At 52.8% G+C, this 16158-nt stretch carries 19 protein-coding genes; 15 read left to right on the top strand and 4 right to left on the bottom strand.

The genetic code is table 11. The annotated features are described in order from the left end of the window. Nucleotides 1-5 precede the first annotated feature (5 nt). From agaW to agaI, 10 genes are all read left to right on the top strand, one after another. Nucleotides 6-785, top strand: coding sequence for a PTS N-acetylgalactosamine transporter subunit IIC (gene agaW / locus EAS44_RS03765; RefSeq protein ID WP_000406214.1), 780 nt, complete (start codon nucleotides 6-8; stop codon nucleotides 783-785). After that, complete coding sequence (agaE, locus tag EAS44_RS03760; protein ID WP_001298314.1) at nucleotides 775-1653, top strand: PTS N-acetylgalactosamine transporter subunit IID; 879 nt, start codon at nucleotides 775-777, stop codon at nucleotides 1651-1653. Before agaW ends, agaE begins: the two co-directional genes overlap by 11 nt. Nucleotides 1654-1670: 17 nt before the next feature. Continuing rightward, nucleotides 1671-2105, top strand: a complete 435-nt coding sequence (gene agaF / locus EAS44_RS03755; protein WP_000948824.1) for a PTS galactosamine/N-acetylgalactosamine transporter subunit IIA — start codon at nucleotides 1671-1673, stop codon at nucleotides 2103-2105. After that, nucleotides 2102-3235, top strand: a complete 1134-nt coding sequence (nagA, locus tag EAS44_RS03750; RefSeq protein ID WP_001298321.1) for an N-acetylglucosamine-6-phosphate deacetylase — start codon at nucleotides 2102-2104, stop codon at nucleotides 3233-3235. The genes agaF and nagA overlap by 4 nt, the downstream gene beginning before the upstream one ends. A gap of 348 nt (nucleotides 3236-3583) precedes the next feature. Continuing rightward, nucleotides 3584-4738, top strand: coding sequence for an AgaS family sugar isomerase (agaS, locus tag EAS44_RS03745; protein ID WP_001114872.1), 1155 nt, complete (start codon nucleotides 3584-3586; stop codon nucleotides 4736-4738). 12 nt (nucleotides 4739-4750) lie between these two features. Then, nucleotides 4751-5611: a tagatose-bisphosphate aldolase subunit KbaY gene (gene kbaY / locus EAS44_RS03740; protein WP_000022766.1), complete on the top strand. Its 861-nt coding sequence runs from the start codon at nucleotides 4751-4753 to the stop codon at nucleotides 5609-5611. A 166-nt stretch (nucleotides 5612-5777) separates the two neighbouring features. Next, nucleotides 5778-6254 (top strand): PTS galactosamine transporter subunit IIB, encoded by a 477-nt coding sequence (gene agaB, locus EAS44_RS03735; protein ID WP_000098025.1) that lies wholly within the window; start codon nucleotides 5778-5780, stop codon nucleotides 6252-6254. Between the two features lie 38 nt (nucleotides 6255-6292). Beyond that, the gene (gene agaC / locus EAS44_RS03730; RefSeq protein WP_000544472.1) at nucleotides 6293-7096 is read left to right on the top strand and encodes a PTS galactosamine transporter subunit IIC; all 804 of its coding nucleotides are present in this window, start codon (nucleotides 6293-6295) and stop codon (nucleotides 7094-7096) included. Further along, the gene (agaD, locus tag EAS44_RS03725) at nucleotides 7086-7877 is read left to right on the top strand and encodes a PTS galactosamine transporter subunit IID (RefSeq protein WP_000534351.1); all 792 of its coding nucleotides are present in this window, start codon (nucleotides 7086-7088) and stop codon (nucleotides 7875-7877) included. The genes agaC and agaD overlap by 11 nt, the downstream gene beginning before the upstream one ends. Then, nucleotides 7878-8645 carry a galactosamine-6-phosphate isomerase gene (agaI, locus tag EAS44_RS03720; protein ID WP_001447238.1) on the top strand — a complete coding sequence of 256 codons (768 nt, stop codon included), beginning with the start codon at nucleotides 7878-7880 and terminating at the stop codon, nucleotides 8643-8645. A 49-nt stretch (nucleotides 8646-8694) separates the two neighbouring features. On the opposite strand, the gene rsmI is transcribed toward agaI, so the two are convergent. Further along, entirely contained in the window at nucleotides 8695-9558 is an 864-nt protein-coding gene (gene rsmI, locus EAS44_RS03715; RefSeq protein ID WP_000809263.1) for a 16S rRNA (cytidine(1402)-2'-O)-methyltransferase, read from the bottom strand. Between the two features lie 64 nt (nucleotides 9559-9622). Here rsmI and lpoA point away from each other — a divergent pair, with 64 nt between their 5' ends. The 4 genes from lpoA to dolP are packed head-to-tail and all read left to right on the top strand — an operon-like array spanning nucleotide 9623 to nucleotide 13207. Continuing rightward, complete coding sequence (gene lpoA / locus EAS44_RS03710) at nucleotides 9623-11659, top strand: penicillin-binding protein activator LpoA (protein ID WP_000249171.1); 2037 nt, start codon at nucleotides 9623-9625, stop codon at nucleotides 11657-11659. Then, nucleotides 11617-12012: a YraN family protein gene (gene yraN, locus EAS44_RS03705; protein ID WP_000246833.1), complete on the top strand. Its 396-nt coding sequence runs from the start codon at nucleotides 11617-11619 to the stop codon at nucleotides 12010-12012. The genes lpoA and yraN overlap by 43 nt, the downstream gene beginning before the upstream one ends. A gap of 19 nt (nucleotides 12013-12031) precedes the next feature. Then, nucleotides 12032-12622, top strand: coding sequence for a DnaA initiator-associating protein DiaA (diaA, locus tag EAS44_RS03700; RefSeq protein ID WP_001158035.1), 591 nt, complete (start codon nucleotides 12032-12034; stop codon nucleotides 12620-12622). A gap of 9 nt (nucleotides 12623-12631) precedes the next feature. After that, nucleotides 12632-13207, top strand: coding sequence for a division/outer membrane stress-associated lipid-binding lipoprotein (gene dolP, locus EAS44_RS03695; protein ID WP_000646033.1), 576 nt, complete (start codon nucleotides 12632-12634; stop codon nucleotides 13205-13207). 112 nt (nucleotides 13208-13319) lie between these two features. Here dolP and yraQ read toward each other — a convergent pair whose 3' ends face one another. Together yraQ and yraR are read right to left on the bottom strand one after the other, a co-directional pair. After that, on the bottom strand, nucleotides 13320-14360 hold the full coding sequence (gene yraQ, locus EAS44_RS03690) for a permease (protein WP_025855458.1): 1041 nt from the start codon (nucleotides 14358-14360) through the stop codon (nucleotides 13320-13322). A 72-nt stretch (nucleotides 14361-14432) separates the two neighbouring features. Continuing rightward, nucleotides 14433-15068 (bottom strand): NAD(P)H-binding protein, encoded by a 636-nt coding sequence (gene yraR / locus EAS44_RS03685; protein ID WP_000084526.1) that lies wholly within the window; start codon nucleotides 15066-15068, stop codon nucleotides 14433-14435. A 127-nt stretch (nucleotides 15069-15195) separates the two neighbouring features. On the opposite strand from yraR, the gene yhbO reads away from it, so the two are divergent. Beyond that, complete coding sequence (gene yhbO / locus EAS44_RS03680) at nucleotides 15196-15714, top strand: protein/nucleic acid deglycase (RefSeq protein ID WP_001350722.1); 519 nt, start codon at nucleotides 15196-15198, stop codon at nucleotides 15712-15714. On the opposite strand, the gene yhbP is transcribed toward yhbO, so the two are convergent. Beyond that, nucleotides 15694-16137, bottom strand: coding sequence for a YhbP family protein (gene yhbP / locus EAS44_RS03675; RefSeq protein ID WP_000449450.1), 444 nt, complete (start codon nucleotides 16135-16137; stop codon nucleotides 15694-15696). The genes yhbO and yhbP overlap by 21 nt on opposite strands. Between the last annotated feature and the right edge of the window lie 21 nt (nucleotides 16138-16158).

The following is a 16158-nucleotide window of genomic DNA, read 5'->3' as shown; positions in this document are numbered from 1 at the left end:
TCATCATGGAAATCAGTCTGTTGCAGGCATTCGCGTTGGGCATTATCGCCTTTATCGCTGGCCTGGATATGTTTAACGGCTTAACCCATATGCACCGCCCGGTGGTTCTCGGCCCGTTGGTCGGGCTGGTACTTGGCGATCTGCATACCGGTATTTTAACCGGCGGTACGCTGGAACTGGTGTGGATGGGGCTGGCCCCTCTGGCGGGCGCACAGCCGCCTAACGTGATTATCGGTACTATCGTCGGCACGGCGTTTGCCATTACTACTGGCGTGAAACCCGATGTCGCGGTCGGTGTCGCCGTACCTTTCGCTGTCGCAGTACAGATGGGGATTACCTTCCTGTTCTCGGTGATGTCCGGCGTGATGTCCCGATGCGACCGGATGGCGGAGAACGCCGATACTCGCGGCATTGAACGCGTGAACTATCTGGCACTGCTGGCACTCGGCACGTTCTATTTTCTCTGCGCTTTCCTGCCTATCTACTTCGGCGCGGAACATGCAAAAACCATCATTGATGTCCTGCCGCAACGATTAATCGACGGCCTCGGCGTCGCGGGCGGCATCATGCCAGCAATCGGTTTTGCCGTGCTGCTGAAAATCATGATGAAAAACGTCTACATCCCCTACTTCATCCTGGGCTTTGTTGCCGCAGCCTGGCTCAAGTTACCGGTGCTGGCTATTGCTGCCGCCGCGCTGGCGATGGCGCTGATCGACCTGCTGCGTAAATCTCCTGAACCGACTCAACCTGCGGCACAGAAAGAGGAATTTGAAGATGGCATCTAATCAAACCACCCTGCCGAACGTCAGTGAAAACGAAGAAACACTGCTGACTGGCGTCAATGAAAACGTGTATGAAGATCAGAGCATTGGCGCAGAGCTGACGAAAAAAGATATCAACCGCGTCGCCTGGCGTTCCATGCTGTTACAGGCTTCTTTCAACTACGAACGTATGCAGGCTTCCGGCTGGCTGTACGGCCTGCTGCCAGCACTGAAAAAGATCCACACTAATAAACGCGACCTGGCGCGCGCCATGAAGGGGCATATGGGTTTCTTCAATACCCATCCGTTTCTGGTGACGTTTGTTATCGGCATTATCCTTGCGATGGAGCGTTCTAAGCAGGACGTTAACAGTATTCAGAGCACCAAAATTGCCGTCGGTGCGCCGCTCGGCGGGATTGGCGATGCGATGTTCTGGCTAACGCTACTGCCGATTTGTGGCGGGATAGGTGCAAGCCTCGCGCTACAAGGCTCTATTCTTGGCGCTGTCGTCTTTATTGTGCTGTTCAACGTGGTGCACCTGGGGCTGCGTTTTGGTCTGGCGCATTATGCTTACCGCATGGGCGTGGCGGCGATTCCACTCATTAAAGCAAATACCAAAAAAGTCGGCCATGCGGCATCTATCGTTGGGATGACGGTAATCGGCGCGCTGGTGGCAACCTATGTTCGTTTAAGCACCACGCTGGAAATCACCGCGGGCGACGCAGTGGTTAAGTTACAGGCTGATGTTATCGACAAACTGATGCCAGCCTTCTTACCGCTGGTCTACACCCTGACCATGTTCTGGCTGGTACGCCGCGGCTGGAGTCCGCTGCGCCTGATTGCGATTACCGTGGTTCTCGGCATCGTCGGTAAATTCTGCCATTTCCTTTAAATACAATGAGGTATTAGATGTTAAGTATTATTTTGACAGGGCATGGCGGATTTGCCAGCGGCATGGAAAAAGCAATGAAGCAAATTCTCGGTGAGCAATCGCAGTTTATCGCCATCGATTTTCCGGAAACCTCAAGCACCGCGCTGCTTACATCGCAGCTTGAAGAGGCCATCGCCCAACTGGATTGTGAAGACGGCATTGTTTTTCTGACGGATTTGCTGGGCGGCACGCCGTTTCGCGTAGCTTCAACGCTGGCGATGCAAAAACCGGGCTGTGAAGTGATCACCGGCACCAATTTGCAACTGCTACTGGAAATGGTGCTGGAGCGCGAAGGGTTAAGCGGTGAAGAGTTCCGTGTGCAGGCGCTGGAGTGTGGACACCGTGGGCTGACCAGTCTGGTGGACGAGTTAGGCCGCTGCCATGAAGAATGTCCGGTCGAGGAAGGAATATGACACACGTTCTGCGCGCCAGAAGGCTGCTGACTGAAGAGGGATGGCTCGATGACCATCAGTTGCGTATTGCTGACGGTGTAATCGCAGCAATCGAACCGATTCCAGTGGGCGTGACTGAACGCGATGCGGAACTGCTCTGTCCCGCTTACATCGACACCCATGTACACGGTGGTGCGGGCGTTGATGTAATGGATGACGCGCCGGATGTGCTCGACAAGCTGGCAATGCACAAAGCACGCGAAGGTGTCGGCAGTTGGTTACCGACCACCGTAACCGCGCCGCTTAATACCATTCATGCGGCGCTGGAACGTATTGCTCAACGTTGCCAACGCGGCGGACCTGGTGCGCAAGTGCTGGGGAGTTATCTCGAAGGACCGTACTTCACGCCGCAGAATAAAGGCGCGCATCCACCGGAGCTGTTCCGCGAGCTGGAAATTGCCGAGCTGGATCAATTGATTGCCGTTTCTCAGCATACCTTGCGCGTGGTGGCGCTGGCACCGGAAAAAGAAGGGGCATTGCAGGCCATCCGCCATCTTAAACAGCAAAACGTACGGGTGATGCTGGGGCATAGCGCGGCGACCTGGCAACAAACCCGTGCCGCGTTTGATGCTGGTGCCGACGGCCTGGTGCATTGCTATAACGGGATGACAGGTTTACATCACCGCGAACCGGGAATGGTTGGCGCGGGATTAACAGACAAGCGCGCCTGGCTGGAACTGATAGCCGATGGTCATCATGTACATCCGGCGGCAATGTCGCTCTGTTGTTGCTGTGCGAAAGAGAGGATCGTACTGATCACCGACGCGATGCAGGCAGCCGGGATGCCGGATGGTCACTATACGTTATGTGGTGAAGAAGTGCAGATGCGCGGTGGCGTTGTCCGTACCGCGTCCGGTGGGCTGGCGGGCAGTACGCTGTCTGTCGATGCGGCAGTGCGCAACATGGTCGAGTTGACGGGCGTAACGCCTGCGGAAGCCATCCATATGGCGTCGCTGCATCCGGCGCGAATGCTGGGTGTTGATGGTGTTCTGGGATCGCTTAAACCGGGCAAACGCGCCAGCGTCGTTGCGCTGGATAGCGGGCTGCATGTGCAACAAATCTGGATTCAGGGTCAATTAGCTTCGTTTTGATGGTTTGCTCCTTTATTAGGCCTTCACTTCCCCCGTAAGGCCTTCTTTTTCTTTCGTTTTGATCTGTGCAGCGGTGTCGGATGCGACGCTAATGCGTCTTATCCGACCTACGGTTGGTGACCGTAAGGCCGGATAAAGTATTTACGCCGCATCCAGCAATCCCTTTTACTTCCCTTGCCTTTTCTTTCAACGATCACAGATTTCGTTTTATTTCCTTTTTCTTCATTGAACTTTCAGTTTCTTTTCTATAAATTTTAACCAACGAAAGAAATCACCAAGTGAAATGAAACGAAAGGCAAGCGAAAGCGACAACGCCGACGTCAAGTTCATCAGACTAAGGATTGAGTTATGCCAGAAAATTACACCCCTGCTGCTGCCGCAACCGGTACATGGACTGAAGAAGAGATCCGCCATCAGCCTCGCGCATGGATCCGTTCACTCACCAACATCGACGCGCTACGTTCCGCGCTCAATAACTTCCTTGAACCGTTACTGCGCAAAGAGAATCTGCGGATCATCCTGACCGGAGCCGGAACCTCGGCATTTATCGGTGACATCATCGCGCCGTGGCTCGCCAGCCATACCGGTAAAAACTTCAGCGCCGTACCGACCACCGATCTGGTCACTAATCCGATGGACTACCTGAATCCAGCTCATCCGCTGCTGTTGATCTCCTTCGGTCGATCCGGCAACAGCCCGGAAAGCGTCGCCGCCGTGGAACTGGCAAATCAATTTGTACCAGAATGCTATCACCTGCCGATCACCTGCAACGAAGCGGGCGCTCTTTACCAAAACGCGATCAACAGCGACAACGCGTTTGCCCTGCTGATGCCCGCAGAAACGCACGATCGCGGCTTCGCGATGACCAGCAGCATTACCACCATGATGGCCAGCTGCCTCGCGGTTTTCGCACCTGAGACGATCAACAGCCAAACCTTCCGCGATGTGGCGGATCGTTGCCAGGCGATCCTGACCTCACTGGGCGATTTCAGCGAAGGTGTGTTTGGTTACGCACCGTGGAAACGGATCGTTTATCTCGGCAGCGGTGGCTTACAGGGCGCAGCACGCGAGTCGGCGCTGAAAGTGCTGGAACTGACAGCGGGTAAACTGGCGGCCTTCTATGATTCCCCGACCGGATTCCGTCATGGCCCGAAATCGCTGGTCGATAACGAAACGCTGGTGGTGGTGTTTGTCTCCAGCCACCCTTACACCCGTCAGTATGATCTTGATCTGCTGGCAGAACTCCGCCGCGATAACCAGGCAATGCGCGTAATCGCCATCGCCGCGGAAAGCAACGACGTTATTGCCGCCGGTCCACATATCATCCTGCCGCCGTCCCGTCACTTTATCGACGTTGAGCAGGCATTTTGCTTCCTGATGTACGCCCAGACATTTGCACTGATGCAGTCGCTGCACATGGGTAATACGCCGGATACCCCATCAGCCAGTGGCACCGTTAACCGCGTGGTGCAAGGCGTAATCATTCATCCGTGGCAGGCATAAGAGGATCGCATTATGAGCATTATCTCCACCAAATATCTGTTACAGGACGCCCAAGCCAATGGCTACGCGGTGCCTGCCTTTAACATTCATAACGCCGAGACGATCCAGGCGATCCTCGAAGTGTGCAGTGAAATGCGATCGCCGGTGATCCTCGCCGGGACGCCGGGGACCTTTAAGCATATCGCGCTGGAAGAGATCTACGCCCTGTGTAGCGCCTATTCCACGACCTATAACATGCCGCTGGCACTGCATCTCGATCACCACGAATCGCTGGATGATATTCGCCGTAAAGTCCACGCAGGCGTGCGCAGCGCGATGATCGACGGCAGTCATTTCCCGTTTGCCGAGAACGTGAAGCTGGTGAAATCGGTTGTCGACTTCTGCCACTCCCAGGATTGCAGCGTGGAAGCAGAACTGGGCCGCCTCGGCGGTGTTGAAGATGACATGAGCGTTGACGCCGAAAGTGCATTCCTGACCGATCCACAAGAAGCTAAACGCTTTGTCGAACTGACTGGCGTCGACAGCCTGGCGGTAGCGATTGGTACGGCGCACGGCTTATACAGCAAAACGCCGAAGATTGATTTCCAGCGGCTGGCGGAAATTCGTGAAGTGGTGGATGTTCCTCTGGTGCTGCATGGTGCCAGCGATGTCCCGGATGAATTTGTCCGTCGCACTATTGAACTTGGCGTAACAAAAGTGAACGTTGCCACAGAATTAAAAATAGCCTTCGCTGGCGCGGTTAAAGCCTGGTTTGCGGAAAATCCTCAGGGTAATGATCCTCGTTATTATATGCGCGTCGGAATGGATGCGATGAAAGAAGTTGTCAGAAATAAAATTAATGTCTGTGGTTCAGCGAATCGAATTTCAGCATAATCATTAGTTTTTTATGATTTATCCCAATGTACTTCCCGATTAATATCGGGGAGTGCCTTAATGGTAAAGGAGATAACTAAACCTTAATAAATACATCAGTACAATATCGCAACAATAATATATTTAAAAAGATTATATTATTCAACTTTATGGTGAGGATTACACAATGAGCAGTCCAAATATTCTCTTAACCCGTATTGATAACCGTCTGGTTCACGGTCAGGTTGGCGTGACCTGGACATCCACCATCGGTGCGAATCTGTTAGTAGTCGTGGATGATGTTGTCGCTAACGATGATATTCAACAGAAATTAATGGGTATTACCGCAGAAACCTACGGCTTTGGCATTCGTTTCTTTACTATCGAAAAAACCATTAACGTCATCGGCAAAGCTGCACCACATCAGAAGATCTTCCTGATTTGCCGTACGCCACAAACGGTACGTAAATTGGTAGAAGGTGGTATTGACCTGAAAGATGTCAACGTCGGCAATATGCATTTCTCGGAAGGGAAAAAGCAAATCAGCAGTAAAGTTTATGTCGATGACCAGGATCTCACGGATTTACGTTTTATTAAACAACGTGGCGTAAATGTTTTCATTCAGGACGTCCCTGGCGATCAAAAAGAACAAATCCCTGACTAAATCTAAAATAGCCTTAATATTGGTTTGAGGTAATAAAAATGCATGAAATAACCCTACTCCAGGGATTATCCCTGGCGGCGTTAGTTTTCTTTCTGGGGATTGATTTTTGGCTGGAAGCCTTATTTTTATTCCGCCCGATAATCGTTTGTACCCTTACAGGTGCTATTCTCGGTGATATTCAGACTGGCTTAATTACCGGTGGCCTGACAGAGTTGGCTTTCGCCGGATTAACCCCTGCAGGTGGTGTTCAGCCGCCCAACCCTATTATGGCGGGTCTGATGACCACTGTCATTGCATGGTCTACGGGCGTTGATGCCAAAACGGCAATTGGTCTTGGCCTGCCGTTTAGTTTGTTAATGCAGTACGTCATTCTGTTCTTCTATTCCGCTTTCTCATTATTTATGACCAAAGCCGATAAATGCGCAAAAGAGGCGGATACGGCAGCATTTTCCCGACTTAACTGGGCAACGATGCTCATCGTCGCTTCAGCGTATGCGGTGATTGCTTTCCTCTGTACTTACCTGGCACAAGGGGCGATGCAGGCGCTGGTGAAAGCGATGCCCGCCTGGCTGACCCACGGCTTTGAAGTGGCTGGCGGTATTCTGCCTGCCGTTGGTTTTGGCTTGCTGCTGCGCGTGATGTTCAAAGCACAATATATCCCTTACCTGATCGCCGGTTTCCTGTTTGTTTGCTACATCCAGGTCAGCAACCTGTTGCCGGTTGCCGTACTGGGCGCAGGCTTTGCGGTGTATGAGTTTTTCAATGCGAAATCCCGGCAGCAAGCGCAACCGCAGCCCGTTGCCAGTAAAAATGAAGAAGAGGACTACAGCAATGGGATCTGAAATCAGTAAAAAAGATATCACCCGTCTGGGCTTTCGTTCGTCACTGCTACAAGCAAGCTTTAACTACGAAAGGATGCAGGCGGGCGGTTTTACCTGGGCGATGTTGCCGATCCTGAAAAAGATTTATAAGGACGACAAACCGGGCCTAAGCGCGGCGATGAAAGATAACCTCGAATTTATTAATACCCACCCTAATCTGGTCGGATTCCTGATGGGGTTATTAATTTCGATGGAAGAAAAAGGAGAAAACCGCGACACCATTAAAGGCCTCAAAGTGGCGCTGTTTGGCCCAATCGCCGGGATTGGCGATGCGATTTTCTGGTTTACCTTGTTGCCAATTATGGCGGGGATTTGCTCATCGTTTGCCAGTCAGGGGAACCTGTTGGGACCGATTTTGTTTTTCGCCGTTTACCTGCTTATCTTTTTCCTGCGCGTCGGCTGGACCCACGTCGGTTATTCAGTCGGCGTGAAGGCTATCGATAAAGTGCGAGAGAACTCGCAGATGATTGCTCGTTCGGCAACTATCCTCGGGATCACAGTAATCGGCGGGCTGATCGCTTCGTATGTGCATATTAACGTGGTGACGTCGTTTGCCATCGACAGTACCCACAGCGTCGCACTGCAACAGGATTTCTTCGATAAAGTCTTCCCGAATATTTTACCGATGGCCTACACCCTGCTGATGTATTACTTCCTGCGGGTGAAAAAAGCGCATCCGGTGCTGTTAATCGGCGTGACGTTTGTTCTTTCTATTGTTTGTTCTGCATTCGGCATTTTGTAAATGGAACGAGGCACCGCGTCTGGCGGTGCCTCTTTACTTAAGGAATTTCATCCTGTGCAAACCCTTCAACAAGTTGAAAACTATACGGCGTTAAGTGAACGTGCCAGCGAATATTTATTGGCCGTGATCCGTCGCAAACCGGATGCCGTGATTTGCCTGGCGACCGGAGCCACGCCATTACTGACGTATCATTATCTGGTAGAAAAAATCCACCAGCAGCAGGTTGATGTCAGCCAGCTCACCTTCGTGAAGCTCGACGAATGGGTGGATCTGCCATTAACGATGCCTGGTACCTGCGAAACTTTCCTTCAACAGCATATCGTGCAGCCGCTGGGGTTACGTGAAGACCAGCTCATCAGCTTTCACTCCGAAGAGATAAATGAGACAGAGTGCGAACGGGTAACGAACCTGATTGCGCGCAAAGGCGGTCTGGACTTATGCGTTCTCGGATTGGGGAAAAACGGTCATCTTGGGCTGAACGAACCGGGAGAAAGCCTGCAACCGGCCTGCCATATCAGTCAACTTGATGCCAGAACACAGCAACATGAGATGTTAAAAACCGCGGACCGTCCCGTGACTCGTGGGATCACCTTAGGCCTGAAGGATATTCTCAATGCCCGCGAAGTTTTGTTACTGGTGACTGGCGAAGGAAAACAGGATGCGACAGAACGTTTTCTCACGGCTAAAGTCTCTACCGCTATCCCGGCTTCATTTTTATGGCTGCATAACTATTTCACATGCATGATTGATGAGATGTGTCGTCGTTAACTCGCCTGCTACAGGCGTTGCAACGCTATTCCTGCTGCGACGCCTGTAATCACTCTCCCTGCTGCTCCAGCGCATACTTATACAGCGCATTTTTCTTCACGCCGTGAATTTCTGCTGCCAGCGCCGCCGCTTTTTTCAGCGGCAGTTCTGCCTGTAGCAGCGCCAGCGTGCGCAGGGCATCGGCGGGTAAGTCTTCTTCCTGTGCTTTATGGCCTTCGACAATCAGTACCATTTCGCCTTTGCGACGGTTTTCATCTTCTTTGACCCACGCCAGCAGCTCGCCAACGGGCGCGCCGTGAATGGTTTCCCAGGTTTTGGTCAGCTCACGCGCCAGAACGACGTAGCGGGATTCGCCTAATACCGCAACGATATCTTCCAGGCTATCTAACAGACGGTGGGTAGATTCATAAAAAATCAGCGTGCGCGGCTCCGCTTCAATGGCTTTTAGCGCATCACGGCGGCCTTTTGATTTGGCAGGTAAAAAGCCTTCATAACAAAAACGATCGGATGGTAAACCCGCGGCGCTTAACGCAGTGATAGCAGCACACGGCCCGGGTAGCGGCACCACGCGAATCCCCGCTTCACGGCAGGTACGCACCAGATGGTAGCCAGGATCGTTAATTAGCGGCGTTCCGGCATCGGAAACCAGCGCAATGTTTTGCCCCTCTTGCAGCTTCGCCAGCAGCGTTTCGGCTTTTTGTTGTTCGTTATGGTCGTGCAGCGCAAACAACCGAGCATTAATCCCAAAATGTTGCAGCAATAAACCGGTGTGACGCGTATCCTCGGCGGCAATCAGATCAACGGCCTGTAATACCTCCAACGCACGCTGGGTGATATCCGCCAGATTGCCGATTGGCGTCGGTACAATGTAAAGCTGGCCCTGAGAATTATCCGCCGATTGGTGTTGTTTCATTGTGTCGTCCGTATTGCCGATTTAATATTGAGCATTGCGTAAAAAAAATATCACTGGATACATTATGGTACCCTCAACATTTTCTCGTTTGAAAGCCGCGCGTTGTCTGCCTGTTGTTCTGGCAGCCCTGATTTTCGCCGGTTGTGGCACCCATACTCCCGATCAGTCCACTGCTTATATGCAGGGCACGGCGCAGGCTGATTCTGCCTTTTACCTGCAACAGATGCAGCAAAGTTCTGATGATACCAGGATCAACTGGCAATTACTCGCCATTCGTGCACTGGTGAAAGAAGGTAAAACCGGGCAGGCAGTTGAGTTGTTTAACCAACTACCGCAAGAACTGAATGATACTCAGCGTCGCGAGAAAACACTGCTGGCGGCAGAGATTAAACTGGCGCAGAAAGATTTTGCTGGCGCGCAAAACTTGCTGGCGAAAATCACACCTGCCGATTTAGAACAAAACCAGCAAGCCCGTTACTGGCAGGCAAAAATCGATGCCAGCCAGGGGCGTCCTTCCATTGATTTACTGCGCGCGTTAATTGCTCAGGAACCGCTGCTCGGTGCGAAAGAAAAGCAGCAGAATATTGACGCCACATGGCAGGCGCTCTCCTCCATGACTCAGGAGCAGGCGAATACGCTGGTGATCAACGCCGACGAAAATATTCTGCAAGGCTGGCTGGATTTGCAGCGCGTCTGGTTTGATAACCGTAACGATCCTGACATGATGAAAGCTGGGATCGCCGACTGGCAGAAACGTTATCCGAACAACCCGGGCGCGAAAATGCTGCCAACGCAGTTGGTTAACGTAAAAGCGTTTAAACCCGCATCGACCAACAAAATCGCCCTGCTGTTGCCGCTGAATGGCCAGGCAGCGGTATTTGGTCGCACTATTCAGCAAGGCTTTGAAGCGGCGAAAAATATCGGCACTCAGCCAGTGGTGGCCCAGGTAGCAGCCGCACCTGCCGCAGACGTAGCAGAACAACCTCAGCCGCAAACCGTGGATGGCGTTGCCAGCCCGGCACAAGCTTCGGTTAGCGATCTGACCGGTGAACAGCCTGCGGCTCAGTCGGTGCCTGTAAGCGCCCCGGCGACAAGCACCGCAGCGGTAAGCGCACCCGCAAATCCATCCGCAGAGCTGAAAATCTACGATACCTCATCACAACCACTTAGCCAGATCTTAAGCCAGGTTCAGCAGGATGGCGCGAGTATTGTGGTCGGTCCGTTGCTGAAAAATAACGTTGAAGAGTTGCTGAAGAGCAACACTCCGCTGAACGTGCTGGCACTGAACCAGCCGGAGAACATCGAAAACCGCGTCAATATTTGTTACTTCGCGCTTTCACCGGAAGACGAAGCGCGCGATGCAGCGCGTCATATTCGTGACCAGGGTAAACAAGCGCCGCTGGTGCTGATCCCACGCAGTTCATTGGGCGATCGCGTAGCCAATGCGTTTGCGCAAGAGTGGCAGAAACTGGGCGGCGGCACCGTTCTGCAACAAAAATTTGGTTCCACCAGCGAGTTACGCGCGGGTGTTAACGGCGGTTCGGGTATCGCTTTAACGGGTAGCCCGATTACTCCCAGAGAAACAACCGACTCCGGCATGACGACCAACAATCCAACGCTGCAAACCACACCAACCGATGATCAGTTCACCAATAATGGCGGTCGTGTCGATGCGGTGTACATTGTGGCAACGCCGGGTGAAATCGCTTTTATCAAACCAATGATCGCCATGCGTAACGGTAGCCAGAGCGGTGCAACGCTGTACGCCAGCTCCCGCAGTGCGCAAGGGACCGCTGGCCCGGATTTCCGCCTGGAGATGGAAGGCTTGCAGTACAGCGAAATCCCGATGCTGGCAGGCGGTAATCTGCCGTTAATGCAGCAGGCGCTCAGCGCGGTGAACAACGATTATTCGCTGGCTCGCATGTATGCGATGGGCGTCGATGCCTGGTCGTTGGCAAATCATTTCTCACAAATGCGCCAGGTTCAGGGTTTTGAAATCAACGGTAATACCGGAAGCCTGACGGCAAACCCGGATTGCGTGATTAACAGGAAGTTATCATGGCTACAGTACCAACAAGGTCAGGTAGTCCCCGCCAGTTAACCACCAAACAGACCGGCGATGCGTGGGAAGCACAAGCGCGTCGCTGGCTGGAAGGCAAAGGACTACGGTTTATCGCCGCTAACGTGAACGAGCGTGGCGGCGAGATCGATCTGATAATGCGTGAAGGCCGGACCACCGTTTTTATCGAGGTGCGTTACCGCCGCTCTGCGCTTTATGGCGGCGCGGCAGCCAGTGTGACCCGCAGCAAACAACACAAATTATTACAGACTGCCCGCTTGTGGCTCGCGCGTCATAATGGGAGTTTTGATACTGTGGATTGCCGGTTCGATGTGGTAGCCTTCACCGGGAATGAGGTTGAGTGGATTAAGGATGCCTTTAATGACCACTCATAATTAAGGTTTAAGGATTAGCGTGCAAGAAAGAATTAAAGCTTGCTTCACTGAAAGCATTCAAACTCAAATTGCGGCGGCAGAGGCGCTTCCGGATGCCATCTCCCGTGCAGCCATGACGCTGGTTCAGTCTCTGCTCAATGGCAACAAAATCCTCTGTTGTGGTAATGGAACTTCCGCTGCCAATGCACAGCATTTTGCTGCCAGCATGATCAACCGTTTCGAAACGGAGCGGCCCAGCTTACCTGCCATTGCACTAAATACTGATAATGTTGTCTTAACGGCAATTGCCAACGATCGCTTACATGATGAAGTGTATGCAAAACAGGTGCGGGCGCTGGGCCATGCGGGAGATGTATTGTTAGCCATTTCCACCCGTGGCAACAGCCGCGATATTGTAAAAGCGGTAGAAGCTGCCGTTACGCGTGATATGACCATTGTGGCATTAACCGGCTATGACGGCGGTGAACTTGCAGGTTTGTTAGGGCCACAGGATGTGGAGATCCGCATTCCTTCGCATCGTAGTGCTCGCATTCAGGAAATGCATATGCTGACGGTAAATTGCCTGTGCGATCTGATCGATAACACGCTTTTCCCTCACCAGGATGTTTAAGGAGAATACATGAAGGCATTATCGCCAATCGCAGTCCTTATTTCCGCGCTGCTGTTGCAAGGTTGTGTTGCCGCTGCCGTAGTGGGTACTGCTGCTGTGGGTACCAAAGCCGCAACTGACCCACGCAGTGTCGGCACCCAGGTAGACGATGGTACCCTGGAAGTGCGCGTGAACAGCGCATTGTCGAAAGACGAACAAATTAAGAAAGAAGCGCGCATTAATGTAACGGCCTATCAGGGCAAAGTGCTGCTGGTTGGGCAGTCACCAAACGCTGAACTTTCGGCTCGCGCCAAACAGATTGCTATGGGCGTAGACGGTGCCAACGAAGTGTATAACGAGATTCGTCAGGGCCAGCCGATTGGTCTGGGCGAAGCGTCTAACGATACGTGGATCACCACCAAAGTACGTTCGCAGCTGTTAACCAGCGACCTGGTGAAATCGTCCAACGTGAAAGTGACCACCGAAAACGGTGAAGTGTTCCTGATGGGGCTGGTGACTGAACGTGAAGCGAAAGCGGCGGCAGATATTGCCAGCCGGGTAAGCGGCGTGAAGCGGGTAACTACGGCGTTTACGTTTATTAAATAGCAGCCCTTGTAATGCCTGATGCGACGCTTGCAGCGTCTTATCAGGCCTACAACGATGCAAACCGTAGGTCGGATAAGGCGTTTACGCCGCATCCGACATGTTTTCCCTCAAATCAAACCAACAGCGCCAGCCCGCCGACAATCACACCAGACACTGCCACCATCGCCCCCGTCAGCCATAAGGCTTTCGTCGGGAACGCTTTGCGCAGCATAATCAGTGACGGCAAACTCACCGCCGGGAGCGTCATCAACAATGCCAGCGCCGGAGCAGTTCCCATACCTGCCAGCATCATCGTTTGTACAATCGGAATTTCTGCTGCCGTGGGAATGACAAACAAGCATCCTGCCACCGCCATCGCCACCACCCACATCAGGCTGTTATCGACAGCACCATCGGCATGGGGGAATAACCAGACGCGAGCGGCACCCAACACCAGTACTGCAAGGATGTAAACCGGGATCGTACTCCAGAAAAGCGTCCATAGCGCCCTGCCCCAGCGGCTAAAAAATCCTCCCTGTGCTTCCGGTATGTCAATTTCGACCGGTGCCTGCGTTTGCGGTGTTTCACGCACCCATTTTTGCACCAGCGTCGCAATCAGCAACACCATCACCAGCCCCGCCACCAGACGAATCGCCGCAAAATCCCAGCCGAGGACGAACCCCATAAACACCAGCGTCGCCGGGTTTAACAACGGATTCCCCATCCAGAATGCCAGCGCACCGCCCATCGACACCTGTTGGCGACGCATTCCCGCCGCGACCGGAGCCGCACAGCAGGTACACATCATACCCGGCAGCGAAAACAGCGTTCCCAGCAGCGTGCCGCGAAAGCGCGATTGCCCAAGCGTACGCAACAACCAGTCACGCGGGATCAGCACCTGAATCAACGAACCGAGGATCACCCCCAGCACCGCCGCTTTCCATACCGCGAGAAAATAGATCATCGCGTAATTCAACGCCGCCTGCCACGGATTAGCATCCGCCTGCGCAAGGATAGATTTACCGATACTGTGGGTTTCGGCAGCAGTAAACGCTTTGCCGTAGTAAGGTTGCCATTTCACATACCAGAGACCGGCAATGACAACGAGAAAGAAAAGCGCGGGTTTCCACCACTGAATGGGCGTTGCCGTCTGAGATGAAGACTGACCAGTCATAGCATTCCCCAGGAATAAGTTATGATAATTGAGCGCGTGAATATTACGCTCACTATCAATTCTTGGGAATAATTATTCAGCTCTTTTGCGTAATTCTGAAGAGCTTAAAATCGTCACACCTTCATGCTCAGGCCGCATCGCCTCTGCCAGCATGACCCGCGCCACGTCTCTCGCATCAATGGATTTCCAGTTACCGGGTAACAAACGGAACAGCGGCGCAAAAAGCGTTTCGTTCATCCGCTGTTTGCTACGATCGCCCAGTAACATCGACGGGCGAGCAATGGTCAATTTCGGCCAGTTCTGGGCGATTAATGCTTCTTCCATCTCCCCTTTGACGCGGTTATAGAAAAACGGCGAGTGGGCATTAGCACCCATAGCACTGACCACCAGCATATGCTGCGCACCGAGCCGCCGCCCGGTTAATGCGGTATCCACCACCAACGTGTAATCGGCATGAATAAACGCCTCTTTGCTCCCCGCTTCTCGCCGCGTGGTGCCGAGACAACAAAACACAATGTCGATGGGATCGGTGACCTGCGCCAGCGCGTCAGTCAGTTGCGGATCATGGGGATTAAACACCCCGGGCATATCGCCCAACGGACGTCGCGTCGGCGCAGCAATGGCGTTAACTTTCGGTTCATTAATCAACATCCGCAGCAGGTGACCGCCCACCAGCCCCGTTGCGCCTGTAATCAGTACCTGACTCATCTTCGCTCCTTTACAGAATTGTCTGCCTTGCGCTCCCCGGCTCATGCACCAGGCTTAATAGATCATGAGGTAATTATCCCCGATTGTGGAAAATTCGCCTCATCCAATGCAACAACGCGGAGGAAGCATGAGTAAGAAAATCGCCGTTTTAATCACTGATGAATTTGAGGATTCAGAATTTACTTCACCCGCAGACGAGTTCCGTAAAGCCGGACACGAAGTGATTACCATTGAAAAACAAGCGGGTAAAACGGTGAAAGGCAAAAAAGGAGAAGCCAGCGTGGCCATCGATAAATCCATCGATGAAGTGACGCCCGCAGAGTTCGATGCCCTGCTGCTACCGGGCGGTCATTCACCAGATTATCTGCGTGGTGACAACCGTTTTGTCACCTTCACACGCGATTTTGTGAACAGCGGCAAACCTGTTTTCGCCATCTGTCACGGTCCCCAGTTGCTGATCAGCGCCGATGTGATCCTTGGTCGTAAGCTGACCGCCGTTAAACCGATCGTGATTGATGTTAAAAACGCGGGCGCGGAATTTTACGATCAGGAAGTGGTGGTCGATAAAGATCAGCTGGTTACCAGCCGGACACCGGACGATCTGCCAGCGTTTAACCGCGAGGCGTTACGCCTGCTCGGTGCCTGAGTTACGTAGCCAAATCATTTTTTTACCAAAGCCCAGCGTGTTGTCGGTGAATTTGATTTCATCGAGCCGGATTTCCCATACCGGGGCCGACAGCATTCTGGCAACCGGAAAGCGACGATTGTACGCCTTGCGTGCGAGGTCGCTTTCCTCGCCTTCCAGTCTGCGGATCTCACCTTTAAACTGCACGCCGCGAATTAACGCTACCGTTTTCGGCTGACCGTTTACCGTTCCGGCAATTGCCGCCTGCGGCCCGCTCATCTGCGCATGACGCGTTTTTTCTTCCGTCAAAATGTAGAAGGCGACTTTCTGCGCATCAAAAAGATAAAAGGCATTGGCGCACCACAGTTCCCCTTCCTGCTGCACACACCAGGTGACAACATGTTGTTTTGCCAGCCAACGGCTGATGGCGGTGAGTGTTTCCATTGCTGTTCTCTTTTATACTGT

The sequence above is a fragment of the Escherichia coli DSM 30083 = JCM 1649 = ATCC 11775 genome (genome assembly GCF_003697165.2).
GTDB lineage: Bacteria > Pseudomonadota > Gammaproteobacteria > Enterobacterales > Enterobacteriaceae > Escherichia > Escherichia coli.
The sequence above is the reverse complement of the archived record's forward strand: the minus strand, read 5'-3'. Positions and strand labels throughout refer to the sequence as shown.

What these genes read in the sequence shown, in the direction of transcription:
- yhbP (WP_000449450.1), bottom strand. Translation starts at nt 16,137, where the DNA reads ATGGAAACACTCACCGCCATCAGCCGTTGGCTGGCAAAACAACATGTT.
- kbaY (WP_000022766.1), top strand. Translation starts at nt 4,751, where the DNA reads ATGAGCATTATCTCCACCAAATATCTGTTACAGGACGCCCAAGCCAAT.
- nagA (WP_001298321.1), top strand. Translation starts at nt 2,102, where the DNA reads ATGACACACGTTCTGCGCGCCAGAAGGCTGCTGACTGAAGAGGGATGG.
- yraN (WP_000246833.1), top strand. Translation starts at nt 11,617, where the DNA reads ATGGCTACAGTACCAACAAGGTCAGGTAGTCCCCGCCAGTTAACCACC.
- lpoA (WP_000249171.1), top strand. Translation starts at nt 9,623, where the DNA reads ATGGTACCCTCAACATTTTCTCGTTTGAAAGCCGCGCGTTGTCTGCCT.
- dolP (WP_000646033.1), top strand. Translation starts at nt 12,632, where the DNA reads ATGAAGGCATTATCGCCAATCGCAGTCCTTATTTCCGCGCTGCTGTTG.
- rsmI (WP_000809263.1), bottom strand. Translation starts at nt 9,558, where the DNA reads ATGAAACAACACCAATCGGCGGATAATTCTCAGGGCCAGCTTTACATT.
- agaW (WP_000406214.1), top strand. Translation starts at nt 6, where the DNA reads ATGGAAATCAGTCTGTTGCAGGCATTCGCGTTGGGCATTATCGCCTTT.
- agaF (WP_000948824.1), top strand. Translation starts at nt 1,671, where the DNA reads ATGTTAAGTATTATTTTGACAGGGCATGGCGGATTTGCCAGCGGCATG.
- agaE (WP_001298314.1), top strand. Translation starts at nt 775, where the DNA reads ATGGCATCTAATCAAACCACCCTGCCGAACGTCAGTGAAAACGAAGAA.
- agaI (WP_001447238.1), top strand. Translation starts at nt 7,878, where the DNA reads ATGGAACGAGGCACCGCGTCTGGCGGTGCCTCTTTACTTAAGGAATTT.
- agaC (WP_000544472.1), top strand. Translation starts at nt 6,293, where the DNA reads ATGCATGAAATAACCCTACTCCAGGGATTATCCCTGGCGGCGTTAGTT.
- agaB (WP_000098025.1), top strand. Translation starts at nt 5,778, where the DNA reads ATGAGCAGTCCAAATATTCTCTTAACCCGTATTGATAACCGTCTGGTT.
- agaD (WP_000534351.1), top strand. Translation starts at nt 7,086, where the DNA reads ATGGGATCTGAAATCAGTAAAAAAGATATCACCCGTCTGGGCTTTCGT.
- yraQ (WP_025855458.1), bottom strand. Translation starts at nt 14,360, where the DNA reads ATGACTGGTCAGTCTTCATCTCAGACGGCAACGCCCATTCAGTGGTGG.
- yraR (WP_000084526.1), bottom strand. Translation starts at nt 15,068, where the DNA reads ATGAGTCAGGTACTGATTACAGGCGCAACGGGGCTGGTGGGCGGTCAC.
- agaS (WP_001114872.1), top strand. Translation starts at nt 3,584, where the DNA reads ATGCCAGAAAATTACACCCCTGCTGCTGCCGCAACCGGTACATGGACT.
- yhbO (WP_001350722.1), top strand. Translation starts at nt 15,196, where the DNA reads ATGAGTAAGAAAATCGCCGTTTTAATCACTGATGAATTTGAGGATTCA.